The 26,918-nt window shown below is 36.2% G+C and carries 27 protein-coding genes, 5 tRNA genes, 1 pseudogene and 1 riboswitch; of the genes and pseudogenes, 21 read left to right on the plus strand and 12 right to left on the minus strand.

The genetic code is table 11. The annotated features are described in order from the left end of the window. A partial coding sequence (locus tag ACTND6_RS05845; protein WP_441045070.1) for a hypothetical protein occupies positions 1 to 343 on the plus strand: 343 nt, incomplete at its 5' end. On the opposite strand, the gene ACTND6_RS05850 is transcribed toward ACTND6_RS05845, so the two are convergent. Both ACTND6_RS05850 and ACTND6_RS05855 read right to left on the minus strand, forming a co-directional pair. Then, positions 227 to 688, minus strand: coding sequence for an AAA family ATPase (locus ACTND6_RS05850; RefSeq protein ID WP_441022823.1), 462 nt, complete (start codon positions 686 to 688; stop codon positions 227 to 229). The genes ACTND6_RS05845 and ACTND6_RS05850 overlap by 117 nt on opposite strands. 151 nt (positions 689 to 839) lie before the next feature. Next, on the minus strand, positions 840 to 2,087 hold the full coding sequence (locus ACTND6_RS05855) for an MFS transporter (protein WP_441022821.1): 1,248 nt from the start codon (positions 2,085 to 2,087) through the stop codon (positions 840 to 842). A 139-nt stretch (positions 2,088 to 2,226) separates the two neighbouring features. On the opposite strand from ACTND6_RS05855, the gene ACTND6_RS05860 reads away from it, so the two are divergent. Both ACTND6_RS05860 and ACTND6_RS05865 read left to right on the plus strand, forming a co-directional pair. Further along, the gene (locus ACTND6_RS05860) at positions 2,227 to 2,967 is read left to right on the plus strand and encodes a glycerophosphodiester phosphodiesterase (RefSeq protein WP_441022819.1); all 741 of its coding nucleotides are present in this window, start codon (positions 2,227 to 2,229) and stop codon (positions 2,965 to 2,967) included. Then, a complete protein-coding gene (locus tag ACTND6_RS05865; RefSeq protein ID WP_441022817.1) occupies positions 2,951 to 3,901 on the plus strand; it encodes an alpha/beta fold hydrolase in 951 nt (316 codons plus the stop codon). The genes ACTND6_RS05860 and ACTND6_RS05865 overlap by 17 nt, the downstream gene beginning before the upstream one ends. A gap of 48 nt (positions 3,902 to 3,949) precedes the next feature. Here the strand turns inward: ACTND6_RS05865 and ACTND6_RS05870 are convergent. The 6 genes from ACTND6_RS05870 to ACTND6_RS05895 form a co-directional block, all read right to left on the minus strand. Beyond that, a tRNA-Gly gene (locus ACTND6_RS05870) sits at positions 3,950 to 4,020 on the minus strand. A 5-nt stretch (positions 4,021 to 4,025) separates the two neighbouring features. Next, a tRNA-Asp gene (locus tag ACTND6_RS05875) sits at positions 4,026 to 4,102 on the minus strand. A gap of 45 nt (positions 4,103 to 4,147) precedes the next feature. Then, a tRNA-Gly gene (locus ACTND6_RS05880) sits at positions 4,148 to 4,218 on the minus strand. 5 nt (positions 4,219 to 4,223) lie between these two features. Next, positions 4,224 to 4,300: transfer RNA gene (locus ACTND6_RS05885), tRNA-Asp, on the minus strand. 6 nt (positions 4,301 to 4,306) lie between these two features. Continuing rightward, positions 4,307 to 4,397: transfer RNA gene (locus ACTND6_RS05890), tRNA-Ser, on the minus strand. Between the two features lie 114 nt (positions 4,398 to 4,511). Continuing rightward, positions 4,512 to 5,264 carry a MerR family transcriptional regulator gene (locus tag ACTND6_RS05895; protein ID WP_441022815.1) on the minus strand — a complete coding sequence of 251 codons (753 nt, stop codon included), beginning with the start codon at positions 5,262 to 5,264 and terminating at the stop codon, positions 4,512 to 4,514. 93 nt (positions 5,265 to 5,357) lie between these two features. Here ACTND6_RS05895 and ACTND6_RS05900 point away from each other — a divergent pair, with 93 nt between their 5' ends. From ACTND6_RS05900 to ACTND6_RS05955, 12 genes and pseudogenes are all read left to right on the plus strand, one after another. Beyond that, positions 5,358 to 7,538: an FMN-binding protein gene (locus ACTND6_RS05900; RefSeq protein ID WP_441022813.1), complete on the plus strand. Its 2,181-nt coding sequence runs from the start codon at positions 5,358 to 5,360 to the stop codon at positions 7,536 to 7,538. Positions 7,539 to 7,616: 78 nt separating this feature from the next. Beyond that, positions 7,617 to 9,440 carry an FAD-dependent oxidoreductase gene (locus tag ACTND6_RS05905; protein WP_441022811.1) on the plus strand — a complete coding sequence of 608 codons (1,824 nt, stop codon included), beginning with the start codon at positions 7,617 to 7,619 and terminating at the stop codon, positions 9,438 to 9,440. 111 nt (positions 9,441 to 9,551) lie between these two features. Then, positions 9,552 to 9,818, plus strand: a pseudogene (locus tag ACTND6_RS05910) (ATP-binding cassette domain-containing protein); the annotation flags it as partial. Between the two features lie 2 nt (positions 9,819 to 9,820). After that, complete coding sequence (locus ACTND6_RS05915) at positions 9,821 to 10,129, plus strand: nitrous oxide-stimulated promoter family protein (RefSeq protein WP_441022809.1); 309 nt, start codon at positions 9,821 to 9,823, stop codon at positions 10,127 to 10,129. Positions 10,130 to 10,225: 96 nt separating this feature from the next. Then, positions 10,226 to 10,627, plus strand: coding sequence for a hypothetical protein (locus ACTND6_RS05920; protein WP_178176341.1), 402 nt, complete (start codon positions 10,226 to 10,228; stop codon positions 10,625 to 10,627). A 1-nt stretch (position 10,628) separates the two neighbouring features. Beyond that, positions 10,629 to 12,095, plus strand: coding sequence for a glycoside hydrolase family 1 protein (locus tag ACTND6_RS05925; RefSeq protein ID WP_441022807.1), 1,467 nt, complete (start codon positions 10,629 to 10,631; stop codon positions 12,093 to 12,095). 129 nt (positions 12,096 to 12,224) lie between these two features. Continuing rightward, positions 12,225 to 13,769 carry an alpha-amylase family glycosyl hydrolase gene (locus tag ACTND6_RS05930; protein ID WP_441022805.1) on the plus strand — a complete coding sequence of 515 codons (1,545 nt, stop codon included), beginning with the start codon at positions 12,225 to 12,227 and terminating at the stop codon, positions 13,767 to 13,769. 78 nt (positions 13,770 to 13,847) lie between these two features. Then, complete coding sequence (locus ACTND6_RS05935; protein ID WP_441022803.1) at positions 13,848 to 15,428, plus strand: glucose-6-phosphate isomerase; 1,581 nt, start codon at positions 13,848 to 13,850, stop codon at positions 15,426 to 15,428. A gap of 47 nt (positions 15,429 to 15,475) precedes the next feature. After that, positions 15,476 to 16,240: a Cof-type HAD-IIB family hydrolase gene (locus ACTND6_RS05940; protein ID WP_441022801.1), complete on the plus strand. Its 765-nt coding sequence runs from the start codon at positions 15,476 to 15,478 to the stop codon at positions 16,238 to 16,240. 59 nt (positions 16,241 to 16,299) lie between these two features. Next, the gene (locus tag ACTND6_RS05945) at positions 16,300 to 17,148 is read left to right on the plus strand and encodes an HAD-IIB family hydrolase (protein WP_441022799.1); all 849 of its coding nucleotides are present in this window, start codon (positions 16,300 to 16,302) and stop codon (positions 17,146 to 17,148) included. Between the two features lie 90 nt (positions 17,149 to 17,238). Beyond that, on the plus strand, positions 17,239 to 17,670 hold the full coding sequence (locus ACTND6_RS05950; RefSeq protein ID WP_178176560.1) for a MarR family winged helix-turn-helix transcriptional regulator: 432 nt from the start codon (positions 17,239 to 17,241) through the stop codon (positions 17,668 to 17,670). 116 nt (positions 17,671 to 17,786) lie between these two features. Next, positions 17,787 to 18,293: a QueT transporter family protein gene (locus tag ACTND6_RS05955; RefSeq protein WP_441022797.1), complete on the plus strand. Its 507-nt coding sequence runs from the start codon at positions 17,787 to 17,789 to the stop codon at positions 18,291 to 18,293. A gap of 40 nt (positions 18,294 to 18,333) precedes the next feature. On the opposite strand, the gene ACTND6_RS05960 is transcribed toward ACTND6_RS05955, so the two are convergent. Next, positions 18,334 to 18,813: a DUF1836 domain-containing protein gene (locus tag ACTND6_RS05960; protein WP_441022795.1), complete on the minus strand. Its 480-nt coding sequence runs from the start codon at positions 18,811 to 18,813 to the stop codon at positions 18,334 to 18,336. Between the two features lie 109 nt (positions 18,814 to 18,922). On the opposite strand from ACTND6_RS05960, the gene ACTND6_RS05965 reads away from it, so the two are divergent. Then, a complete protein-coding gene (locus tag ACTND6_RS05965; RefSeq protein WP_441022793.1) occupies positions 18,923 to 19,762 on the plus strand; it encodes a DegV family protein in 840 nt (279 codons plus the stop codon). 116 nt (positions 19,763 to 19,878) lie between these two features. Here ACTND6_RS05965 and ACTND6_RS05970 read toward each other — a convergent pair whose 3' ends face one another. Next, entirely contained in the window at positions 19,879 to 20,556 is a 678-nt protein-coding gene (locus tag ACTND6_RS05970; protein ID WP_441022791.1) for a folate family ECF transporter S component, read from the minus strand. Further along, a riboswitch (THF riboswitch) is annotated at positions 20,523 to 20,593 on the minus strand. (Overlaps the previous gene by 34 nt.) Positions 20,594 to 20,629: 36 nt before the next feature. Between ACTND6_RS05970 and ACTND6_RS05975 the strand changes: the two genes are divergently transcribed. The 5 genes from ACTND6_RS05975 to ACTND6_RS05995 all read left to right on the plus strand — a co-directional run bounded on the left by ACTND6_RS05975 (position 20,630) and on the right by ACTND6_RS05995 (position 26,067). Beyond that, entirely contained in the window at positions 20,630 to 21,508 is an 879-nt protein-coding gene (locus ACTND6_RS05975; RefSeq protein ID WP_320100492.1) for a U32 family peptidase, read from the plus strand. Then, the gene (locus ACTND6_RS05980) at positions 21,477 to 22,715 is read left to right on the plus strand and encodes a peptidase U32 family protein (protein ID WP_441045072.1); all 1,239 of its coding nucleotides are present in this window, start codon (positions 21,477 to 21,479) and stop codon (positions 22,713 to 22,715) included. Before ACTND6_RS05975 ends, ACTND6_RS05980 begins: the two co-directional genes overlap by 32 nt. After that, positions 22,712 to 23,434: a TrmH family RNA methyltransferase gene (locus ACTND6_RS05985; protein ID WP_441022787.1), complete on the plus strand. Its 723-nt coding sequence runs from the start codon at positions 22,712 to 22,714 to the stop codon at positions 23,432 to 23,434. Before ACTND6_RS05980 ends, ACTND6_RS05985 begins: the two co-directional genes overlap by 4 nt. A 139-nt stretch (positions 23,435 to 23,573) precedes the next feature. After that, positions 23,574 to 25,289: a hypothetical protein gene (locus ACTND6_RS05990; RefSeq protein ID WP_441022785.1), complete on the plus strand. Its 1,716-nt coding sequence runs from the start codon at positions 23,574 to 23,576 to the stop codon at positions 25,287 to 25,289. Positions 25,290 to 25,338: 49 nt separating this feature from the next. After that, positions 25,339 to 26,067: an RNA methyltransferase gene (locus ACTND6_RS05995; protein WP_178176552.1), complete on the plus strand. Its 729-nt coding sequence runs from the start codon at positions 25,339 to 25,341 to the stop codon at positions 26,065 to 26,067. A 47-nt stretch (positions 26,068 to 26,114) separates the two neighbouring features. On the opposite strand, the gene ACTND6_RS06000 is transcribed toward ACTND6_RS05995, so the two are convergent. Next, positions 26,115 to 26,552, minus strand: a complete 438-nt coding sequence (locus ACTND6_RS06000; protein WP_441022783.1) for a type II toxin-antitoxin system HicB family antitoxin — start codon at positions 26,550 to 26,552, stop codon at positions 26,115 to 26,117. Between the two features lie 12 nt (positions 26,553 to 26,564). Then, positions 26,565 to 26,825, minus strand: a complete 261-nt coding sequence (locus tag ACTND6_RS06005) for a type II toxin-antitoxin system HicA family toxin (protein ID WP_441022781.1) — start codon at positions 26,823 to 26,825, stop codon at positions 26,565 to 26,567. Positions 26,826 to 26,918: the final 93 nt, after the last annotated feature.

A 26,918-nucleotide genomic window follows, 5' to 3' on the forward strand; every position in this document is an offset into this window, starting at 1 on the left:
AAACGGATTTGAAAGTGATGTCATTCCATCTGGTGCATATGTGTCACCGACTGGAAATACAGTATCATCAGTAAATGAACTGCATGCAGAGGCAAAGAATATGATCAGACAGAAGCATGGAGTCAGTACAAGACATCTGCAGGGATATCTGGACTGGATCGTATTCAAGAAGAAACTGAAATACACACTGGACATGAGAAAGTGGAAACCTGAAGCATATATGGAATCAATGATGGAACAGATACCATTCATATGCAGAGATATCGTTAAACTGCCAATGCCGATTGATCTTTACAGAGCTTATGGAGAGTATCACTATGGCATTTTTGCAAATATCAACTAAATCTTTAAAAAGAGCGTTTTCGAAAAAAACACGCAACATATCCATATTTAATGTTTTTCCAAAGCGACGAGGACGCGTAAATAAAGAAACCATAGGTTTAGCATCCAGAAAATCTCGAATCATTAGAGTTTTATCAACGTAATAATAATTTGTTGTTGCTGATTTGAAATCTGAAACACCGATTGGTAAAGGTTTTAATTGTTTTAAAGTGATATCATCAGGGATGAGCCAGGTACGTCCATCTTTGATTGCATTGGAAATTTCTCCTTGCTTACACATTTGTTGAATTCTACGAGTAGATACTCCTAATTTTTTTGCAGCATCAATACATGATAAATAGTTCATACATTATCTCCTGGTATATTTCTATCTTTAGTATATGCATTCAAGCGAAATGAATCAGCCGAAATTTCGCTTACATTTCGCTAATATTTCGTTGGCGTTTCGTTTAAAAAAGCTCTTATGTATTTCCATAAGAGCTTAGTTTTTGTTTGAATTACTTATCTTCTTTTGTGGCGATTCTAAAGAAAAATAGACCTAATATGAATAAGACTGTAAGTGTTGCAACCGCAACGTTAACAGAGTTTGTAATAGAAACTGTAATACCAACAAGTGTTGTTCCCATAAATGCAGCACCTTTACCACAAATATCATAGATACCAAAGTATTCACCACTTGCATTTGCTGGAATGATCTGTGCAAAGTAGGAACGAGATAATGCCTGAATTGCGCCCTGGAACATACCAACAACAAATGCCATGATACCAAACTGCCATAATTCCTTCATGAACAATGCGTAGATTGCTACAGCGAAGTAACCTAAGATACAAACTGTAATGAGTTGTACAGAACTGTACTTTTCACTTAATTTTCCAAATAGAGTAGCGAATGCGAATGCTACGACCTGAGTCAGTAATAAAATGACTAATAATCCCATCTGGTTAAGTCCTAATGCAGTACCAATTGCTACAGCTTCATCAATGATTGTATATACACCATCGATATAGAAGAAGAATGCAAGGAGGAAGAAGAATACTTTCTTTTCGTCTCTATACATTGTAACAAGTGTTTTTCCTAATCTTGAAATACTTTCTTTGACTTTATTTGAAGTTGTTTCTACATAATATTTTTGTTTGTAGTTTTTTAACAGTGGAATTGTTACACAGAACCACCATACAGCGATAACAATGAATGCTAAGAATATAGACAATTTTTCATTCATGATACCCAGAAAATCTGGATTTCCTGCTGCGTATAAGCCAAGTGCGATGACAAATGGAATACAGCTTCCGATATAACCCCATGCATAACCTTGTGAAGATACAAGATCCATTCTTTCAGGAGTTGTTACATCAGTTAACATTGAATCATAGAAAACTAGAGAAGTTTGATAACAGACTTTCGCAATGACATACGTAATCAGATATAGAATCCAGTTTGGAACAGCTCCAAGCAAAGCACATCCAATTACACCAACAAATAATACAAACATAAACATTGGCTTCTTGAAGTCTTTGTTATCCGCAATGGATCCAAAGACTGGACCGATGATTGCAACAAGAATTGTCGCAATACTAGTTGCATATGACCAGAATGCAAGGTATTCGGAATTACTCATACCAGCATTTGCAGCTAAAGTGTTGAACCAGATAGGAATGATCGTTGAAACCATCATTGTAAAAGCGGAGTTACCAATATCATAGTAAATCCAGCTCTTCTCTAACTTATTGAAATTTTTAAACATATAGTTTACCCTCTTAACAATATAATTATATTATCTCTTAATCATTTGAAAAATGATATAGAAGAATGTGAAAATTTTGTTAAATGTGTCAATTGTATTACAATTGAATGTATGATATTAGTTGGAGGAAAATCATAATATGAAAACTAAAGTCTGGGCCCATCGCGGGGCAAGTGGCTATATGCCGGAGAATACGCTGCCATCTTTCCGAAAGGCTGTTGAATTAGGTGCAGATGGTATTGAACTGGATATTCAATTAAGCAAGGATGGAGAAATCGTTGTCTGCCATGATGAAATGGTAGATCGTACATCAAATGCAAAAGGATGGCTGAAAGATTATACATTAGCTGAATTGAAAGAAATGGATTTTTCCTATCAGTTCAAAGAACTTGGAAAAGTCAGTATTCCTACAATGAAGGAAGTATTTGAACTGTTGAAGCCTACAAATCTAATAATTAATATTGAATTGAAAACAGGCATTTTTGATTATGAAGGCATTGAAGAAAAAATCATTGCTTTAACACATGCAGAAGGATTTGAAGATCGTGTGATTTATTCTTCATTTAATCATTATTCCATCATGAAGATTCAAGAACTTGATCCAAATGCGAAAACAGCATTTCTTTATAGTGATGGACCATTAGATATGCCGTTATATGGCTATGAACATCATGTAAATGCATTGCATCCAGCAGCATATAATCTTCGTCTTCCTGACTTCATGGAAGAATGCAATGTGTATCATTTAGATGTCAATGTATGGACTGTTAATACAGAAGAGATTGCATTGATGTGTCTGAAATATGGTGTGAATACTTTAATCACAAATTATCCAGATCGTATCAAAAAGGTAATTGAGCAGTATGAAACAGGAATATAAAGACTTCGTCGAAAAACAATTAAAACCATTTTTAGAAAATAATATACAAGAAGGGGATATTTTGAGTGAGGATCAAACAAGGATCCATTACTATAAAGCTTTGAGGGATGATGCAAAAGCATCCATTTTGATGATTCATGGATTTACAGAATTCTTTGGTAAACATCATGAGAATGCATATCGTTTCTTTCAGGCTGGATTTAATGTTTTCTATATTGATTTAAGAGGACATGGGAAATCTCAACATACAGATATTTACAATGATTCTAGAGTACATGTAAATGACTTTGAAGAATATGTCATGGACGTGCATGCACTTGTAGAACAGGTTGTTAAGAAGAAATCGCAAGGAAAGAAATTGTTTTTATTTGCACATTCTATGGGTGGTGCAGTCTCTACGTTGTATTTAGAAGAGTATCCTGATGATTTTACTTGCGCTGTCTTATCTTCTCCTATGTTGATGATGAACTATGGAAAAGTACCGGATTTAGCTGTTGACGTATTGTCTGCGTATTCTAAGGTTGTGGATGTATCACAGGAATTTGGACCTTCACAGAAACCATTTAATGCAATTCCTGATTTTGAACATTCCTCTATGCTTGATAAAGATCGTTATGAATATCAATTCAATTTAAGAATGAATGAACCGATGTATCAGACATGGGGTGGCACATGGGGATGGATCAGAGCTGGAAAAGAAGCAACGGCGAAGATCATGAAAAATATCAAAAAAGTAAAAACACCTGTACTGCTATTGCAGGCAGAAAAAGATCATATGGTAAAAGCCGGTGGACAAAATGCATTTGATCAAAAGAATCCAAATGTAACACTGCTGGAATATAAAGATTCTAAACATGAAATCTTTAATGCGACAAAAGAAATTCGAGAGAAGTATTATCAAGATATCTTAGACTATTACAATGCACACATATGAAACAAAAGCTATGACAAATGCGTCATAGCTTTTTTGAGTAAAAAAAAGAGCGAGTGAGCAGAATCGAACTGCCGTGTCCACCTTGGCAAGGTGGCGTTCTACCATTGAACTACACTCGCATGAATGGCGGTTCTGACGAGATTCGAACTCGCGATCTTCTCCGTGACAGGGAGACGAGATAAACCACTACTCCACAGAACCACACTAGGGAAGTTAGAGCCTTCCATACTGTTTTGAATAAACAAGAGCGAGTGAGCAGAATCGAACTGCCGTGTCCACCTTGGCAAGGTGGCGTTCTACCATTGAACTACACTCGCATAAATGGCGGTTCTGACGAGATTCGAACTCGCGATCTTCTCCGTGACAGGGAGACGAGATAAACCACTACTCCACAGAACCATGATATGGCGAGGAAAGAGGGATTTGAACCCTCGCGCCGGTTGCCCGACCTATGCCCTTAGCAGGGGCACCTCTTCGGCCTCTTGAGTATTTCCTCAATAATATCTGCCAAGCGCATCCTTTCGCTTATGCTTATTCAGCGCTCAAATAATATATCATGCCACAATTATAAATGCAACTGTTTTTAGAAAAATTATTACAAAGATTTTAGTTAAATTGTTTTTTGTACGATAATTTCTACACAAATAACATCTATTCCATAGTCATTTCCAGTTGTTAATGCCTGATAAATGAATATATCTCCACATTCCCGATATCCTCTTTTATGCATTGTATGAATAACCTGTTTGAGCTGTTTCATGGAAATGGTCTGGTTAGATGGAACTTCTACAATCGTTCGATAAAAAATGTGCTCTGCAATTTCTTGATATTTATAATTGTCATTTGGATGATTGTATGCAAAAAGCAGACCTGTATCGACAGGATACGTTGATTGTTTTAATGATTCTAAGCGAATACGATAGACAGCACGTGCAATTCCAGAACTGACATAAGTAATTGTCTGCTCTGTAATACTCTGGTTGTTGAGATAGTACATTGTTTTGCGTATACCTGTGTCATAGTTTTTATTGCTTTTATATGATCGCAGAATGAGTAAAAGATCTTTTGCGTTTTTGTATTTTGCATATGCCCATTCTGCATCTTGTCTGAGTTGATCAATTTGTTTTGAGAATTGATCTGTTGCATCTTGATAGTTCTGATTTAAGAACATAGATTGAATTGTCGATAGAGGAATTCCTAGAGAATTGTATTGTTTAATGAGAATTAATAGGTGTAAATTATGAATTGAATAATCCCTATAATTATTCTCACTGCGTTTTGGATGAATGAGACCTTTCTTTTCATAAAAACGAATCATGTCTTTTGAAATACCTGTCTGTCTACTTGCTTCCTGAATATTCATAATCTTTTGTGAAATAATGAACAAAATCTATTGACCTTAGAACTGTTCCAACCTTTATGATTGTTATCATACAATACGGGAGGAAAAAAAGGAATGAAAAAAGTATTGAGTACAGTACTTTCTACAGCGATGCTTCTTAGTTTAGCTGGATGTTCTAGTAAAGAAACAGGAAAGTATACTGCAGGAACTTACACAGGAAGTGGCAAAGGGCATAGTTCTGATGTTAAGGTTACCGCGACATTCTCTACTTCTGAAATTACAAAAGTAGAACTTGATGTGTCTGGAGAAACTGAATCCATTGGTGGTGCTGCCAGCGAAGAACTGCAGAAGCAGATTATGGAAAAGCAGTCTAGTGATATTGATGGTGTAACTGGTGCAACAGAAACATCTAACGCTGTTAAAGCTGCTTTAGAAGATGCAATTGCACAGGCAAGTGGTTCTGAAAACAAAGAAAAGACAGCTTTAAAAGATGGTACATATGAAGAATCAGCAGCCAGCTTTGGTGTTATGGGTTTAATGAAGGGTGAAGTTACAATTAAGGATAACAAGATCACAGACATTAAAATAACAGAAGAATCTGATTCTTTAACAGCACAGTGGTTCAAAGTTGCTGAAAGCAAATTGATCCCTAGAATCATTGAAGCACAAAGCGTAGGCGTTGATTCTATCACAGGTGCAACGACTTCTTCTGGAGCAATTAAGAACATTGTTTCTTCAGCAATTGAAGATGCTGGTGGAAAGAGCAGTGAATGGATGAGTGCTCCTGAAAAGGGCAGTGAAGTAAAGAAAATCGATGGCTATGATGTTATTGTTGTTGGACTTGGTGGATCAGGTCTATTGTCATACTGTTCTGCCGCAAAAGCAGGTGCAAAGGTATTTGGTTTAGAAGCAGCTGGTGAAATTGGTGGTAACTCTGCTTCTGTATACGGTCCAATGGCATTAAATAGTAAGAATCTTGCTGAAAAGTATAATGATGGCAAAGACTATATCAATGAAGACGATGTTTACAACACATGGATTGATTATATTGGAACAGATGAAAAGGCTGATGTTATCAAGAAGGCTGTTTATGAATCTGGTTCTGCATTAGATTACTACATGGATAACTTTGATTTCTCATTTGATGGTATGGGTGGCTTACTTGGTTCTTTCGTTGTTCCTTCATGGGATAAAGAATGGACTGTTTATACAGCAGATGAAGAAAACTCTAAGTGGTACGCATTTGGGCCTGACCATACATACCAGTTCCAGGCTGCTTTAGATAAAGCAAAAGCAATGAATGATAAAAATGATTATATGCTTGAGCTTACTGCAGAAGAACTTCTTACAGATAAAGATGGCAATGTTACTGGTGTAAAGGCTGTCAGCTATGATGGTACAACTTATGAAATTTCTGGAAAGTCTGTCATTTTAGCAACAGGCGGTTTCCTTGGCAATGATGAAATGTTGAAGGAAGTATATGGCAGCACAGTGAAGTCTATTGGTGATACAGTCAATGATGGTACAGGTATCAAGATGGGTCAGTCTGTTGGCGGTGCAACATATGCATTAGGTACATTGCCAATGATTCACGTATCTCAGATTCCAAATATCATTCGTGATGATTCCTTGACAGCTGATCAGAAGGCAATTCTTTCTGCAATTGCTACAACAACAGATGCAAAGGAAATTGATGAAACTGGCAAGATCCTAGGAACAAAAGATGAATCTGGTACAACAAACAGTGAATTAACAGTTGGTATTGCATATGCACCTGGTTTCCATTACTACAATGCATATTCTCAGGAAGAAATTGATTCTATGAAGAAGAATGGTTTATCAGAAACAACTGCAGCAGTTTCTATCTTTGGTTTAGGTCAGGGTGGAAAAGTTCCAGCAGCTGGTACAGCTATTGAAGATCTAGATCAGATTATTGATGTTGCAATTGATACAAACAATGCATGGAAAGGTACACCGGAAGAATTGGCAAAAGCTTTGAACATGGATGAAGAAGCATTGACAAAGGCTCTTGGTGATGCGGATACAACATACTATTTATTTGAATGTGCTGGATATTCTTATGGTACAGTAGGTTCATTGGATGTAGATGAAAATATGAACGTATTGAAGGAAGATGGTACTTCAATCAAAAATCTATTTGCGGTTGGTCAGGATTCTGAAGGTGTTTGTAACAAGGAAGGAGAAGCATATTCTCCATGGGGTGGACAGGCACAGTCCTGGACATTCGTTTCCGGTAAGATTGCTGGTGAAGCAGCAGCTGCATTAACGAAGTAAAATGAAAAGTCCTGCACTTAAAAATGCAGGATTTTTAATATGTAGTGCTATAATTTTCAGCAAATGGAGGAAAAAGGTATGAATTTGAAAAAACCATTTTCTTATTTTCTGATTGCATCATTGTTGAGTGGATGTGCGAAGCAGCCTGTCAACAGTGTTTCTAAAAATACAACTGCTACGAAAATGACACCTGGAACATATGAAGCAAGTGCAGAGGGACATAATGGAGCGGTACATGTCAGTGTAACCGTCAGTGAAGATAAAATTGAAAATGTTGAAGTGAAAGACAATAGTGAAACAAGAGGACTCTGTGATCCTGCAATCCAGTTGATTCCTTCGCAAATTGTTGCATATCAGACACTTTCTACAGATGTTGTGAGTGGTGCAACGTATACAACGGTTGCGATTCGTGAGGCTGTGAAAGACTGCATTGAACAGGCTGGCGGAAATCCAGATGCCTATAATGCTAAAATTCCAAATGATGAAAAAGGACAGGAAGAAGACTTGAGCAGTGATGTGATTGTTGTTGGTGGCGGTGCAGCTGGTATGGCAGCAACGATTCGTTTAGAAGAAGCTGGTAAATCTGTCATACTGGTTGAAAAAACATCTTCTTTGGGAGGTACGATCCGTGTATCTGGCGGCAACCAGGTTGTGCAGGGTTCAAAAGTACAAAAAGAAGCAGGCGTCACAAATGATTCAGTGAAAAGCATGGAAGAAGATTTCTTGAAAAATGGGGATCAGTTGAATGATACTGAACTGTTAGGTATCTATGCGAAAAATGTTGGAGCAGCGACAGACTGGCTGAGTGAGGATGTTGGTGTTCGCTACAATATGGAAGGTGGTTTACATCAGCTTGCGGAATATGCAATAGATCGTGAACTTGCATATGATGAAGGCGGCATAGGTGCAGCAGAGACACTGAATGATAAAGTTCATGCTACGGATGCAAATGTGTTATTGAATACAGCAGCGAAACATCTGATTGTTGAAAATGGAAAAGTTACTGGTGTAGAAGCAGAAAGTCAGAAGGGCAAGAAATATACATTGAAAGCTGATGCTGTGATTCTTGCAACGGGTGGATATGGAAATAATAATGATCTTTTACCGGCAAGTGCTAGAAATGGCTTGTTCTATGGATTAGATTCTTCCAATGGAGAAGGTCTTGTCATGGCGGTTGAAGATGCAAATGCGGGTACTACACATATGGAATATATTAAAGAATATCCGAATGGTGTGGAAACAAGCAAAAAGCATGCGAAAAGTACAATTGCGGGAAATATTACTGCTTTTTCAAAAGCTGCAATCTTAGTGAATCAAAAGGGTGAAAGAGTTGTGAATGAAAAGGCAAGCAATCATGATATTCTGAATGCTTTAAAGAAACAGTCTGGAGAAACATTGTATCTTGTGATGGATGAAGCAACATTCAATGAATGGAAGACAAAACTGGCAGCTGCAGGATTGAGTGAAGATATGATTGATGCATATGTTGCAGATAACGGCAAGAGTGAACCTGTCTTTATAATGGGAGCCACAATAAAAAAAGCCGCAGAAGCAGCAGGAATTGATGGGAAGGTATTAACAAAGACAATTGAAAAGTTCAATACATATGTAGAGGATGGAGAAGACAAAGATTTCCATCGTGCAAAAGAATATTTGACGAGTACATTTGCTGAAGGAAATATCTATATTGTTGAACAGAAAGCACGTTACGCTACAACGATGGGTGGTTTAGATGTAGATGGAAACCTGCAGGTTGTAGATACAAATGGAAAAGTGATTGATGGTTTGTATGCTGCAGGTGAAATCATTGGTGGCGTGATGGGAGATGATTCTCCATCTGGTGCAAACAATGGATGGGCTTTAACGTCCGGCAAGTATGTTGCGGATTATCTAAGCAAATAAGTGATAAGAAACAGTTGCATTGACTGTTTCTTTTTAAGGGATAAAAAGTTAGCTTGAACTAATCTATAAATTATTAGTTTGCGTTAACTGACATTTATAAATTGAGGATGGTATGATATGAATATTGGAGAACTTGGAGAAATGCTGTCTGGTGGAGAACGCCAAAGAATTGGTATTGCAAGAGCATTTCTGCATGATGCACCATTGATCCTGCTGGATGAGCCTACAAGTAATCTGGATAGTTTGAATGAAGCAGTTGTATTAAAAGCATTGAAGGAATCGTGTGATGAGAAAGCAGTATTGCTTGTCAGTCATAGAAAGTCAACAATGTGTATTGCAGATCGTGTGTATTCTAATGAGAATGGAAGAATGAGTTGATAATGGATATTACAGAAAAAAGAGAAAAAGAAAAACAAACAGTACAGTTTATGATTGCGCTGTACTGTCATAAAAAGCATTCTACAAAAAAGGGTGAGCTGTGTGAGGAGTGTGAGAAACTGTATGCATATGCATGTAAACGTATTGAGCATTGTCCACATATGGAAACAAAAACGTTCTGTTCCAAATGCAAGACACATTGCTATGCACCTGAAATGAAAGAAAAGATTCGTGATGTGATGAAGTTTTCCGGGCCTAGAATGCTGCTATATAATCCTGTACTGGCAATGAAGCATATGATCAGTCAATAATCGTAATATTTAGAGAAGAAAAACATTGTCTTCTCTTTTTTTTAGATTGAAATACGGTAAACTATAGGTAAGCGCATACTTTTGAAGGGAGTTTATATGGAATACGATGAATACATGAAGAAATGTGAAGAGATCTGGGGGAGAAATGAAAAACTCATTGCTTTATTCAAGCAGGATATTTCAGATCTATCAGAAAAAACCATTAATAATCATGTACGTTATGTAAAGTTTTATATTGATGATTTTTTAACATTTCGTGAACCGTTGAGTGTAGAAGAAGGTGTGGATTATTTAAATGAATGCTTTGATTATTTTGTACCTCAGAAATGCTGGTGGTCTTCTCCACATATGATACGTTCTGTTTCAAGCAGTGTTAAAAAATTCTATCACTCAATGTATCTACATCACATTATCAGTAAAGAAGAATATGAATCCGTTAGACACACAATTAAATATTGCTTAGAGGACTGGATCCAGGATCTCATGGAGAGGAGATAATATGAGTTCAAGTTTTCCAAAAGATTTTTTATGGGGCGGTGCAACAGCTGACTTCCAGTATGAAGGTGGATTCAACGAAGGTGGAAGAGGTATTAACTCTCAGGATTTTGTAACGAGTGGATCTGTAAAACAGAAACGCCAGATTACATTACAATTACAAGATGGTTCGAGAGGAACTGTAAACTCACTGGAATCTTTTCCAGATGGTGCAGAAGCAAAGCTCTATGATGATGTATATTATCCATCACATAAGGCAGTGGATTTCTATCATCATTATCAGGAAGATATTGCTTTGATGGCGGAAATGGGCTTCAATATTTTCCGCTTTTCAATTTGCTGGTCTAGAATCTTTCCAACAGGAGTGGAAGAAAAACCAAATGAAGAAGGTTTGCAATTCTATGATGCGGTAATAGATGAATGTAGAAAATATAATATTGAGCCATTAATTACGATCTGTCACGATGAAATGCCAGATTATCTTGCGAGAAACTATGATGGATGGAACAGTCGTGTTTTAATTGATGCGTATGTGAAATATGCGACAACATTATTTGAAAGATATCGTGGCAAGTGTAAATACTGGCTGACATTTAATGAATTGAATGCAATTCATGGATATGCAAAGCTTGGCATTCATAAAGAAACACCACAGACATTCTATCAGTGTCAGCATCATATGTTTGTGGCAAGCAGTAAAGCAATCAAGATTGGTCATGAAATGATGCCAGATGCAATGTTTGGGGCAATGATTGCAATGAGTGAGATGTATCCTGCAACATGCAAAGCTGAAGATGTATTTGCGTGCTATGAGCATCGTAGAATGAATTATTTCTTCATTGATGTTATGGCAAGAGGAAAATATCCAAACTACGCACAGAAGATCTTTGATGAGAAAAATGTACATTTGCATATGGAAGATGAAGATCTAGAACTGATCAAAGAATATCCATTAGACTTTGTGTCATTCTCATACTATCGTTCTAGTACGATTACCGCAGATCACTTTACGACAATGGACCCAATGGGAATTATGGGTGGGGAAGGAAATCCGTATTTACCATCTACACCTTGGGGATGGCCAATTGATCCGCTTGGATTGCGTTATTGTTTGAATGAATTGTATGACCGTTATCAAAAGCCATTGTTTGTGATTGAAAATGGGTTGGGTGAAATTGACCTTTTTGAAGATGGAACAGTGCATGATTCTTATCGTATCGAATATTTATCCAAACATTTTCAGGCAATGAAAGATGCCATCAATATTGATCATGTTCCATGTTTTGGCTATACGATGTGGGGACCATTGGATCTTGTTTCATTGAGTACAGGTGAAATGAAGAAGAGATATGGTTTTGTATATGTGGATATGGATGATGAAGGAAATGGAACATTGAAGAGAGTGAAGAAAGACTCCTTTGCATGGATGAAGAAAGTGATTGCATCCAATGGTGAAGATCTCACATATTGAAAAGTTCTTTCATATATATGATAAAAAAAACATAGAAAGATGAAAAACCATCTTTCTATGTTTTTGTATACGGTATAAACTTTTAAGTAATTTAAGGAGGATTCTCGGCTTTTTTGAGATACATATCATATGACAAATCAATGGTTAAATCATGCGGTATTTTATGAAATTTACCCACAGTCTTTTTGCGATTCTAATGGAGATGGGATTGGAGATATCCAGGGGATTATTTCTAAATTAGATTACATTGAAGAACTTGGATGTAATGCAATCTGGATGAATCCTTGTTTTGATTCTCCATTTGTAGATGCAGGGTATGATGTTAGAGATTATTACAAAGTTGCACCTAGATATGGTACAAATGAAGATTTGAAGCAGTTATTCATAGAAGCACATCAAAGAAATATGCATGTGATTCTAGATCTTGTTCCAGGACATACATCGATTGAAAGTGACTGGTTCAAACAATCATGCAAGGCGGAAAAGAATGCATATACAGATCGTTATATCTGGTCTGATACTGTATGGAATGCACCTGTTGGTGTTGGAAGCATTACAGGATGGTATCGTGGAGGATATGATCGTGATGGTGCAGCTGCATTGAATTTCTTTACAGCACAGCCTGCATTGAATTATGGATTTTACAAGAAAGATGAAGGACAAGACTGGCAGCAGGATATGAATGATGCAGGGCCACTTGCAACACGTGATGAAATCAAAAACATCATGCGTTTCTGGTGTGGACTTGGATGCGATGGATTTAGAGTGGATATGGCTGGCAGCCTTGTAAAAAATGATCCAGATAAAGCTGGAACCATTGCATTATGGAAAGATGTGTCTGGATTCTTGAAGAAGGAATTTCCAGAAGCAGTTATGGTTTCTGAATGGGGTGAACCTGATAAAGCATTAGAAGCAGGATTTGACATGGACTTCCTTTTGCATTTTGGTCCATCACATTATCCAGATTTATTTAGAACAGAACATCCATTCTTTTCGCATCTGGCACAAGGAAATCTAGATGCATTCTGGAATATTTACCAGCAGAATTATGAAAAGGCTGTAAAGAATGGTGGTTTGATCTGTATCCCTAGTGGAAACCATGATATGGATCGTATGGCTAGAACATTAGACAAAGAAGAAAGCAAGATTGCCTTTGCATTCTTATTATCTATGCCAGGAGCTCCATTTATCTATTATGGAGATGAAATTGGCATGCGTTATGTAGATATACCACATTCCATTGAAGGTGGATATTACCGTACAGGCTCTAGAAGTCCAATGCAGTGGGATACAAGTACAAATGCTGGCTTCTCTAGTGCTAGAAAAGAAGATTTGTATATCATGCAGGATGAAGAAGGCATGAAAACAATTAACGTTGCAAGTGAAGAAGCTGATGAAAATTCTTTGCTTCATGAAGTACAGGATCTCATTGAAATTCGAAAAGAACATTCTGCTTTAGGAAATTGTGCATCTTTCAAGCTTGTACAAAATGGATATCCATTGATTTATGAAAGAGAAAGTGAAGATGAGAAGATTCTAGTTATATTGAATCCAGGTGATCAGGATCAGAAAGTTGATGTTGATCTGAATGGAGAAGTAATTTATTCCTATAATGGCAACAGCATTCATGAAAATGTTGTCAGTTCTAGAAGTGCATTCTTTATTCGAAAATAAAGAAAGGTGAGAAATCATCTTTCTTTTTTTTAGGGGTTGCAATAAAATTGTATACGTATTTAGGAGGAATTTTTCAAGATGGTAGAATGGAAAAATCTTGATGAGCTAAATTCTTTTAAAGAATTAGAAGCTTGCGAAAAAGTAGATTTGAAAACAGTCATGAGTGGAAATGAAGGTGCAGAAAGAGTAAAGACTTATTCTTGTGCAATGGCTGAAGGACTTACTTATAATTATGCCGCAAAAGCAGTTGATGCTAAAGTTTTAGAAGCAATCAAGAAACTTGCTGAAGAAGCACAGCTGAGTGAAAAGTTTGAAGCTCTCTACAATGGTGAGATGGTAAATACAGGTGAAAAGAGACTTGTATTACATCAGCTATGTAGAGGTCAGTTAGGTGAAGATGTCATTGCTGATGGCGTTAACAAGAGAGAATTCTATGTAAAGCAGCAGAAAAGAATTGCTGAATTTGCTGAAAAGGTTCATAACGGAACAATTACAAACGCAGCTGGTGAAAAGTTCACAACAGTTGTACAGATTGGTATCGGTGGATCTGATCTAGGTCCTCGTGCGATTTACATTGCACTTGAAAACTGGGCTAGAAAGAACAACACATTAAAGATGGAAGCTAAGTTCATCTCTAACGTAGATCCAGATGATGCTGCAGCTGTTCTCAACAGCATTGATGTTGCGCATTCCTTATTCGTTCTTGTTTCTAAGTCTGGTACAACACTTGAAACATTAACAAATGAAGCTTTTGTTAAGGATGCATTAAAGAATGTTGGTCTTGATCCAGCAAACCATATGGTTGCAGTTACATCTGAAACTTCTCCACTTGCTAAGAATGAAGGCTATTTAGATGCTTTCTATATGGATAACTACATTGGTGGTCGTTATTCTTCCTCTTCTGCTGTTGGATGTGCAGTATTGTCTCTTGCATTTGGTCCAAAGGTATTTGCTGATTTTCTGGATGGTGCAGCTGCAGAAGATAAACTTGCATGTGAAAAGGATGTTATGAAGAATGCAGCAATGCTTGATGCATTGATTGGTGTATATGAAAGAAATGTTCTTGGATATGAAAATACTGCTGTACTTCCATATTCTCAGGCATTATCTCGTTTCCCTGCACACTTACAGCAATTGGATATGGAATCTAATGGCAAGTCTGTGAACCGTTTTGCTGAACCTGTAAATTATCCTACAGGACCAGTGATCTTTGGTGAACCTGGTACAAATGGTCAGCACTCTTTCTATCAGTTACTCCACCAGGGTAAGACAATTATCCCTCTACAGTTTATTGGATATAGAAATTCTCAGATTGGTACAGATGTAGTGATTGAAGGTTCTACTTCTCAACAGAAGCTATGTGCAAATGTTGCTGCACAGATTGTAGCATTTGCCTGTGGTAAAGATGATGAAAATCCAAACAAGAAGTTTGACGGAGGAAGACCATCATCTATCATCATTGGTGATAAATTAACACCTGCTAGCTTAGGTGCATTACTTGCTCACTTTGAAAACAAGGTAATGTTCCAGGGCTTTGCATGGAATGTGAACAGCTTTGATCAGGAAGGCGTACAGCTTGGCAAGGTACTTGCTAAGAAAGTACTTGCACATGAAACAGATGGTGCATTAGCTGTATATTCTGATTTATTGAATATCTAATGATTGAGCACTTCAAATTGAAGTGCTTTTTTTCGTATAATGAAAGCATGAAAATATTATTTTTAGATATTGATGGTACTGTTTTATCTCACACAACAAATACAATTCCTTCTTCTGCATTAAAAGCAATCAATACAGTTAGAAAACAAGGAATCAAAGTATTTGGCTGTACAGGTAGACATACTTTAGAATTAGAAAAACTGCCTTTAGAGCATTTAAAAGTAGATGGCTGGATCACAATGAATGGAGCATATAACTATACAGAATCTTGTGTGATTAGTTCTTATCCAATTGAAAAGCAGGATATTCATGCATTGTATGATTTCTTAAAGGAAGAACTATTTCCTGTACAATTTTTAGAAGCAAAGTATATGTATATGAATATGCATTCTTCTCTTGTTGAAAAAAGTCTGGAAAAGATTCATTCTAAGCAAGATCCAATTGCACCACTTGAAAGAATTCTTGAAAATAATATCTATATGTTTATTCCATGGGTCGAACAGGAAATCTATGATCAGATTTCTTTTGAAAATGTGAAAGAAGTTCGCTGGAATGCATATGCGGTAGATTGTTTTCATAAGGAATGTGGGAAGAAACATGGCATTACAGATGTACTCAATTATTATGGTATTTCAAAGGAAGACAGCTGCAGTGTTGGAGATGGTGAAAATGATATTTCTATGTTTGAAGCGTGTGGAAAAAACGTAGCAATGGGAAATGCTGTAGATTCTTTAAAACAGCGAGCTGACTATATTACAAGTGATATTGATGCAGGTGGATTAGAAGAAGCAATAAAATTTCTTGTAAAATGAAATTTTATTTCGGAATATATTTAGTAGAATATAAGTAAGTTTTTTAAGAGGTAGAATTTATGTTAGAAGAAATAAAAGTTGTCATTGCGGACATTGATATGACGTTGACCGCAAAGGGCGGAGAATTACCAGAAATCACAAAGGAAGCATTTGAAATCCTGCACCGCAATGATGTTAGAATCGGTTTAGGAACAGGAAGAGAAATCAATCAGACTTTAAGAAAAATGGGTAAGAAATGGGGCTTATCTTTTGAATTTGATTTTGTTGTGGGAATGAATGGTGGTATGATTCTGGATCATAGAAATGATAATTACTGGCAGACAGACTACCTGACAACAGAGGAAATGAAGAATATTCTTTACTATATGGAACCGTTGATTGATAAATACAAAGTTGCGGTGAACTGTGAAGGAAATGAGAATCATAATGCGATGAATATTTCTGGAGAGTTACTGGAATCTTCTAGAAGACATGGTTTTGACTTTGTTGATTGTACAGGAGATATTGAACGTGTCTGTGAAAGACCAACATTCAAGTTCCTGTTCCGTGGTGAAGCGGAAAATGAAGCTGAACTGAGAGAATATTTCTTGAAGAAATTTTCTGATAATTATCAGATCATCAGTACATTCCCTGGTACTGTAGAAGTTATGCATAAAGGCATTGATAAAGGTTCAGGATTGAAGAAATATGTTTCCTGGGAAAATATTGATTTGAAAGATGTTATTGCATTTGGTGATAATGAAAATGACAATACAATGTTGATGGATGCTGGATGGGGCGTTTGTCTTGTGGATGGTTCAGATGGTACAAAGAAGTGTGCAGATGACATCACAGAATATGATTGCGAAAGTGGTGGTGTTGGTCACTATCTGTTTGATCATTACATAACACCTAAGAATCTGAAGTGAAAAGATTGGGAAAACCAGTCTTTTTTTATGAGAATAAAATAGTTGAATATATGAACAAAATCGATTAGAATCTTGTCATAGAGAACGAATATGAAAAATGAAATCAATGAAAAAGTATTAACATCCTGGTTGAATATGACAACCGCTATTAATAACGATAAAATGACATCTTCTTTGCCATTTAATGAAGCAATGGTTTGTAGATATTTATATCAGCATGCAAGTGAACATGTGATTGCTTCACAGTTATGTGAATGGCTTGGCATGCAGAAATCACAGATGAATCGTACGATTATGAATATGGAAAAGAAGAATCTGATTCATCGTGTTAGAAATGAAGAAGATCGTAGACAGATCTTTCTTGTATTGAATGATGAAATGATGGAAATCTATCGTAAACAGCATAAACATATCTTAAGAATCATCGATGCGATCTGTGATGAGTTGGGTGAAGAAAAGAGTAATGAGGTTGCTGGTTTGTTTGAACAGGTTGCCATGATTGCAAAAGAAGTGATTGACTGAAAGTGCAGATACACTTTTTTTCTTGCATTTCTTTCATTCCTTTGTACAATAGTACATGTCTTTTTGACCGAGAGTAGCGGCTACCTCTCGTTAACTAAAATAAGGAGATGAAATCAATGAACACAAAAACATTTGCAAAAGTTTCGATGATTGCGGCAGTATATACTGTCTTGACACTTGTGTTAGCACCTATTTCTTACGGTAACTTACAGATTCGAGTATCTGAAGCATTAACAATGCTTCCACTCATCTATCAGCCAAGTATTTATGGTGTAACTCTTGGATGCTTCTTGAGCAACTTGATTGGAGCAATGAGTGGAGTAAATCCTACAGGCTATATCGATGCCGTTGTTGGTACTGCAGCAACATTCTTTGCGGCATACTGTACTTGGAAGCTAAGAGATAAGAAAGTTGGAAAATATCCACTATTCGCAATCTTAATGCCAGTGATCTGGAACTTCTTCTTTGTAGGAGCAGAACTTGGCTGCTTGTTTATGCCGGAAAACTTCCTTCTTGGAACAGTGATCAATGGCGCATGGGTTGCACTTGGTGAAGTCATTGCGGTGATTCTTGGTGTGATCTTAACGAATGTATTAGATAAAACAAAAATCTTTAAAGACTAAATAAAAACAAAGATTCGTATACTAGCCGTAATACGAATCTTTATTTTTGTGATAAGACATATTCTGTATGTATTTTATATACGATACATTGAATGACATGTTCCATGAGTTTCTGCTCTTGATTGGTGGAAATGAATGCATGCTCTGTTTCATTCAGAGAGAATAGATCATTGAGTGAATCTTCAAATAAAGAAATAAATAAATCATATGCCTGTTCTACAGATGAATATTTCATATGTGCATGGATTTCAATCAATTGAGAAATCTGAGACATGGAATAACAGCGTTTTAATATTGTTACAACCATGAAATAGGCAATATGTTGTTTTGTGTAATGTTTCTTGATTGGTGGAGCAACAATGGATGTTTTAACATAATTGTTGATCATTGCTTTTGTAATGAATTTTTCATCAGAAAAATATGTACTTTCTAAATTGCTTTGCAAGTACGTGATAACCTGATCCATATATAAGTCTAACGATGGCAGTTCATTCCATCTTGGAAATTGAAATCTATTCATGAAAATAATGTAACATAAAAATAATTATTTTACAATCTAGAAATTAATACTAGATGTATTGACATATCATATTAGATAGATTACTCTTATGATGATAAGAGGAGCGATTATGATAAGCATTGTTTCAGATACATCTACATTATATTCCATTTCCGAAGGACAAGAAATCGGATTATCCATTGTGCCTTTAAATATTACAGTTGATGATCAGTCTTATAAAGACTTTGAAGACATCACAGACCACCAGTTATTAAAAATGATTGAAGAAAAGAAGGTTCCTAGAACTTCTCAGCCATCTCTTGGTGAAAAAATTGATATTTATAATGAACTTTTAAAGAAGAGTGAAGTCATTGATATTACAATGGCATCTGGTTTATCAGGAACATACCAGACAGCGTTGCTTGCGAAAAATGCATGTGATGATCCTGAAAGAGTAACTGTGATTGACAGTATGACACTGTGCGGACCACATCGTGCACTTGTTGATCTTGCATTGGAAATGAGTGCAATGGGTAAGAGTGCAGCTGAAATTACACAACAGATTGAGAATATGAAGCGTCATGAAATCTCATTCTTGATTCCAATTGATTTTGAATTCCTTGTACGTGGAGGCAGACTCAATGGTATGGCTGGTGTATTAGGCGGTTTATTAAAACTGATGGCAGTCATGAAAAAGGGTGAAGAAGGCAGAGGCTTAGATAAATTTGCGGTTTGTAGAACAACACGTAAAGTTGGTCATGATATCACAGAAGAAATGAAGAGAGAAGGAATTGATAATTCTTATACATTCTATATTTCTCATGCGGCCAATGAATTGTTAGCATTAAAGATGAAGGAAAAAATTGCTGAAGAATTCCCGGATGCAACAATTCATATCTATCCATTGTCTCCATCATTTATCACACAGGGTGGACCTGGATGTGTAGCAATTCAGGCAATTAAACTTTAGGATCTTACAGAAAGATCCTTTTTTGTAAAAAAACAGCTCTTTTTAAGAGCTGCAGAAGACTTTATGTGGGGCGGAGCACATTACCTGTTATGATCCGTATAAAGTCATATCAGGTATTAATATAGTTTGATAGGAAGCTCTTGGGAATTGATGAGCTTCTTTTTTTGTAGAACTGGGAGTAAAAGGTTTAATACTACAACAAGCAATACAATTTCAATTGGCAGTAGAATTGTATTTTTTATTAAACTCTTTGTTGCGTAAACAATATATGCATTTCCATAAAGCATGCTTGACCATAAGGAACCAATTGCTACATTAACAAGATAATTGTTGATTGTTTTTGCGATTGCAATTCTAGTAATTGTGATCTTTTTCTGGTATAGACATAAAGAATAAATCAGAGAACCTAGCATTGCAGTTAATGTATAGCCTGGAAAATATGCACCATCTGGATACAGGATAAAGCTGAGATTATCCGTCACAAATGCAGATACCATCCCGGCAGCAGGGCCGACAATTGTACTTTCTAATGCAACAACAATGTATGTCACTGTAATTCTTAGATTTTCACTGACTGGAATACGAATAGAACCAACTGCAATCTTTAGTGCAATCATACATGCAATGATTGCCAGGTACTTCACGCTTTTTAATTTTTTTGCTGAAGAGAGCCAATACTCTTTTGAAAACATAAAAACACCTTCCTTTCTCACTCCATTTTGAGAAAATGTGAAGATGTTTCTTTCTCGCAATGGGTAACGATACATGACCGCAAGCATATGCTTTTCGTCCATAAGAGCCCCACTCTTATAGCACTTAACGCCATCTATCACAAAAAGAGTAACATTTCATGATAGAATATTCAAGATGAAAATATTAACAGTTACATTAGAGAACAGAAATCTTTTAAAAGATTACATTGATCTTGGGGTCAATGAAGTTGTATTAGCAAGTGCAGGCAATACATTTTCTGCGCTGCATGAATTTACAGGCGAAGAAATCAAGGAGATCGTTGAAGAATGCCATATGCATCATATGACTGTTACAGTGTTAATGAATCGCTTGTATAGTGAAAAAGATATTTATGCCGCACAGAAGGAAATGGAAGAAATTCTTCATTTAGGTGTTGATGGCTTGATGTTTGCGGATCCTGGCTTATTAAAGTATGCAAAAGAAAAACATCTTGAATCTTATTTGACATATCGTCCAGAAACATTGATGACATGTAATGAAGATGCTTTGTTCTGGAAGGAACAGGGGCTTCGATCTGTTGTTATTCCTTGTTTGCTGACAAAAGACGAAGTGATGGATATCGCAAAATATACGCCAGATACAACCGTGATCATTCATGGTTCAACATTGATGTCTGTATCTAAAAGAAAGCTTTTAAGTGCATATAAACAAGTGAATCAGAAAGATTTTGATGTGCATTCTAAAACGCTTTCTCTTAAGGAAAAGCAAAGAGAAGCATATATGCCAGCATATGAAAATGCAGTAGCGATGATGATCTATACGGATTACATTCAAGAATCTTTTGATGAAATGCATGCATTTATGGATGCACAGGTGACATATTTTGAAATTGATACACCATTTATGAGTGAAGAAGCAGTGATTGATGCAATCAGGATCTATCGCATGTTACTAGACGAGAAAGATGCATCTCGTGAAATACAGGCATATAGAGACAAGTATCAGGACAAAGAATTATCGGATGGATATTATGGACAGAAGACAGTTAAGTAATCGATTTCATAAGCCAGAATTATTAGCTCCTGCTGGTGATTTGAAGCGTGCGAAAACCGCAATTTTATATGGAGCTGATGCTGTATATTTGGGTGGACAGTTTTTTTCACTGCGTTCTCGTGCATCAAACTTTACATTAGAAGATATTCAGGAAGCATGTGTATTCGCAAAAGAGCATGGTGCTAGAATCCATGTTACATGTAATATTATTCCTCACAATGAAGATTTTGAAGGATTAGAAGAATATTTGAAGAAACTGGAAGAGTTTGGTGTTACAGCGATTATTGTCGCTTCTCCTTCCATTATGAAGCTTGCTAGAAAGGTTGCGCCTAAGCTTGAAGTTCACTGCTCTACACAGATGTCTATTACAAACGTTGAAACGGCAATCTTTATGCATGATGTATTTGGGATTGATCGCGCAGTTCTTGCGAGAGAATGCAATATGGAAGACATCTATGATATTACGGAAAAGTGTCCTGTGGAAACAGAAGCATTTATTCATGGCGGTATGTGTGTAAATTATTCTGGCAGATGTACATTGAGTAATCGTATGACATTGCGTGATGCTAACCGTGGTGGATGCGCGCAGTCTTGCAGATGGGCATATCATCTGTATGATGGAAAAAATGAAATCAGTAATGATGCATTATTTACAATGGGTTCTAAGGATCTTTTTACAGCGGATTATATGTATGACCTGATGAATGCTGGCGTTTCTTCCTTGAAGATTGAAGGTAGAATGAAAACGGAATACTATGTTGCGACAATTGTATCTGGATACCGTCATTTGATTGATGAAATCTATGAGAATCAAGGTCCATTATCGCAGGAAAGACTCGACTATCATAAAAAACAGATTCTCTATGGTGAAAATAGAGAAGTATGTTCAGGATTCTATGCTGGCAATGCCAATGCTGATTCTTTGATTTATCATGAAACAAGCAATGCAGATGTGAATCATGACTTCTTAGGTACTGTTGTTGGAATTGATGGAACACATGTAACGATTGAAACAAGAAATAAATTCAATACAGGGGAAACATTAGAAATCTTATCTCCATACAATACTGTTCGTCAGTTTCATGTAAATTCCATTCTAAATGCAAAAAATGAAGTGATTGAAACAGCCAATCAGCCGATGACACGTGTACAGATTGATATTCCATTTGAAGTACATGAAAAAGATATTCTCAGGAGATCAAGATGATCATTGAAGGAAATGTGAGTGTAAAGGCAGCAGTACTTGGAAATAAGAGAAGTGTTGAAAGAGTTATTGTGGATGAAAAGAAACATGATAAAGATACTTCCTGGATCCTGCATCGCTGTGAAGAAAAGAATATTCCCGTTGTTCATAGAACACGTGAAGAAATTGATGCATTAGCAAGTGGAAAAACACATGGTGGTTTGATTGCAGAATGTGGAAATCGTCAATATCAGGATATTTCTGCATGCTTGAATGAAAATCCTTTTCTTTGTGTACTGGAAGGGGTAGAAGACCCGTTTAACCTTGGCTATGTCATTCGTACATTGTACAGTGCAGGATGTTCTGGTTTGATTATAAGAAATCGTGACTGGTCAAATGTTGAAAGTACGATTATGAAATCTTCTGCAGGTGCGAGTGAATATCTGAATATTGTTGTGAGTGATGATATTCCTTCATTAATCAAAGATGTGAAGAAACATGGTGTGAAATGCTTTGCGGCAATGAGAAAAGATGCAATTTCCTGTTTTGATGCAGATTATACAGGTCCTTCACTCATTGCGATTGGTGGAGAAATGCGAGGTCTATCAAAAGGTGTACTGGAACAGATGAATCAGAATATTTATATTCCATATGCCAATGATTTCCATATGGCATTAAATGCTTCTAGTGCAACTGCAGTGCTTGCTTTTGAAGTATTACGCATGAGAAACAATTGTATTTGATTCAAAAACAAACAGGAATGAAAGATTTTCAATCCTGTTTGTTTAAACTTTTTCTATGAAAGCGTTTTTAAATGCATTTTTTCACTTGATTAGTTTTTCATAACTGATAAGATTATCACGGACGCAAAATGGAGGGCTTATGAAAGAATCATTTTATTTTCATGATGACACTGTCATCCTAAACTATTCAAAGCAGTACGTTACAAGTAAACATGGTATTATTCATACGGATGTGTTTGATGCATTTCTAGATGGATTTTTAGTTTATCTGGAAAAAAATCATTATGATCTTTATAAATATCTTGAAAAAGATGGTTTGAAGAATCATGAACGTATCAAAAAAGAAATCAAATTCGTTTTAACAGCTTTACTTGTTGAAGCTCCATCTGAAATTCATGATGAATACATAAATTTCCCAACAATTTTTGAAGACATTATTGAACAGGGATATTCCTACTGGAGAAGTTTACAGAGATATTCCGTTCTTTATACAACAAATGAATCTGGCTTTTCTGATCAGTCATTCTTAGCAGCAGATGCAAAGGTTAATGAACGTATCAGAGAACTTTATAGAAGCTTACAGGAAAGAATCCAGGGTGAAAATAGAGTTTACCGTCAGTTACAGGCTGGCACAAATGCGGCAATGTTATTGAGCTACTATGAACCAGAATTACCTGCAGGATATGAAAAGTTATCTCATATTCCATATGTTGCAAAGATTAGTTTAAGAACACCATTGATCCTGCATCCAAAGTTCAACAAGAGAACAAACAAGTTTACAGATGCTACTGTAAATCCAATGGATGAATTTATTCCTGGTGATGAAGAATGGATCTGTTATCCAGCAATGGTTGGAACAATGCTGATTTATTGTTATTTCCATAGAAATTACATTTCTTCCTGTGTATCTATGGCTAACCTGTTTGAACTTGCAAGCAAGGAAGATACAAAGAATAGAAAACCTGATGCAATTATGTTATTTGGTAATCCTGATGGAAAGAAAGATACAACATTCTATCATGATGAAGTCAATGATATCTGGATTGGCAAGAACTCTGCTGCTCCTGAAATTGACTACTTCGGCTATACAAAGAAATCTGTTCTTACATTGCATAACTTAGCAATGATGAAGAAGGGATGGCTGCCAATCCATGGTGCTATGGTCAATATCTATTTGAAGGATGGTACAAAGAAGGGCTTAATGTTTATGGGTGACTCTGGTGCTGGTAAGTCAGAAACACTGGAAGCATTGTCTACTTTGGCATCTGATATGATCGATCATCAGGAAACTGTATTTGATGATATGGGTACTTTGCATCTTGATGCTAATGGCAAGATCCGTGGCCAGGGTACTGAAATTGGTGCGTTCGTAAGACTGGATGACCTGGATAAGGGTACAGCATACAAGGATATGGACCGTTCTATCTTCTTCAACCCTGAAAAGAGCAATGCACGTGTTGTTATCCCAGCTGCACCTCATTCTGTAGTTACAACAGAACATCCAGTAGATATCTTCCTATATGCAAATAACTACACAGATAAGCGTGGTATGCATTTCTTCAAGACAAGAGAGGAAGCTGAACCAGTATTTGTGGAAGGTAAGAGATTTGCATTAGGAACAACACAGGAATCTGGTCTTTCTACAACATTCTTTGCGAACCCATTTGGACCAATGCAAAGACAGGAAGAATGCCAGGTATTGATTGATAAGATGTTTGATGCTTTATTTGATCAGGATATTCCTGTTGGTGAAGTATATACATGTCTTGGTCTTCCTAATAAGGGAAACCACGGTATTGACGAAGGTGCTGCTGCACTGTTAGATTTCGTTAAGAACGGTAAGAAAGATATTTAAGGTACTAGCTTTGCTAGTATCTTTTTTTAGGGTGTTGTACAATAGTCACATGGAAACAATTACATCATTACAAAACAGCAAAGTAAAAAAATGGACAGCTTTGCATAAGAAAAAAGAAAGAGATCTGACAGGATTATTTTTGATTGAAGGAGAGCATCTGATTCAGGAAGCTTTGAAAGAAGGAATCGTTGAAACGATTATTACAGATACATCTTCTCCATTTGATTTTGAACATACAGTATTGGTAACGGACAGTATTATGAAGAAACTGTCTGAAAATGTATCACAGGTTCACTTGATTGCGGTTTGTCATAAACTTGATCAGCAGGTAAAAGACATGAAAAGAGTTATCTTGTTAGATGGCGTGCAGGATCCTGGAAATCTGGGTACATTGATTCGTACAGCAGTATCATTCAGCTTTGACTGCGTCTATGTGAGTGAAGAAACTGTGGATCTTTACAATGACAAGACAATACGTTCTACGCAAGGGGCATTATTTCATATTCCAGTGATTCGCTGTAATTTGAATGATGTTGTAAAAGAGCTTCAGCATGATCACTTTACGATCGTTGCGACTTCTTTAGAACAGTCAAAAACAATTTCTGAAATCAAACCAGTATCACGTATGGGCTTTATATTTGGTAATGAAGGACAGGGCGTTTCTAAGCAGCTGCAAGAAGCAGCAAATGAAAGATTGCGTATTGAAATGCATGGATTTGAATCATTAAATGTTGCGGTAGCTGGTGGTATTGTCATGTATGAATATCGAGGAAAATAAACTACAAGAAGAAAACCAATCTGAGAAGATTGGTTTTTTGTGTGGAATCAGTCTAAATGATTTGTCTGCTTATAGATACCAATTAAAGCATTTTGTAATATTTCAGAAAGAGATAATTGATTTTTGGAAGCAAATGTATCGAGCCAGGAAGGAATCGTACAATTCTTTCTGACTGCTTTTTGACTGTATTTTTCAGCATATGTACCTACATCTAATGGAACTAGTGTTACGACACCATTTTCATATTCATCAGCTTTAATGGATTTGTAATCAGATGGTTCTGGAAGAGGATTTCCATCTTCCAGTTCACCTAGTATCCATCCACATCCTGCATCATTTAACATAAATAGAAGCTCAGAAAGTGTATCTCCTTCAGTAACACATCCTTTTAAATCAGGAAAAATCGCAGTATATCCACCTTCATCATTTGGGTATACACATGCTGGATATATAAATCTAAGTTCATTTTGTTTTTTGTTTTTCATAACTGTCTCACTTTATTTTAGCCCTGCTTGTTTTAAAATGGAATTTGCTGTTTTCAAGGCAAGATCATCTCTATGCATTGGAATTGTAATTTTGCCTTTTTTGTTTTTGTGTTTGTATTGATAGTGGGATCCTTTGATATCTATTAAAAACCATCCATCTTTTAATAATATCTTTTCTAATTCTTTGAATTTCATTTTCCTTTCTTCATGCATAAAATACACATTATACACACTAAAAGCAATACAATTATATTGTTTTTCATAATTAACCATCAGATTCACTATTGAGCAAAAATAGGAAAAGCAGCATTCAAAGCATTCGTAATCTGTCTGCGGGTCATTGGATGAGATTTAAAAATATATTTG

Origin of the sequence: Bulleidia sp. HCP3S3_C9, assembly GCF_052064035.1 — a bacterium.
Taxonomy (GTDB): domain Bacteria; phylum Bacillota_I; class Bacilli_A; order Erysipelotrichales; family Erysipelotrichaceae; genus Bulleidia.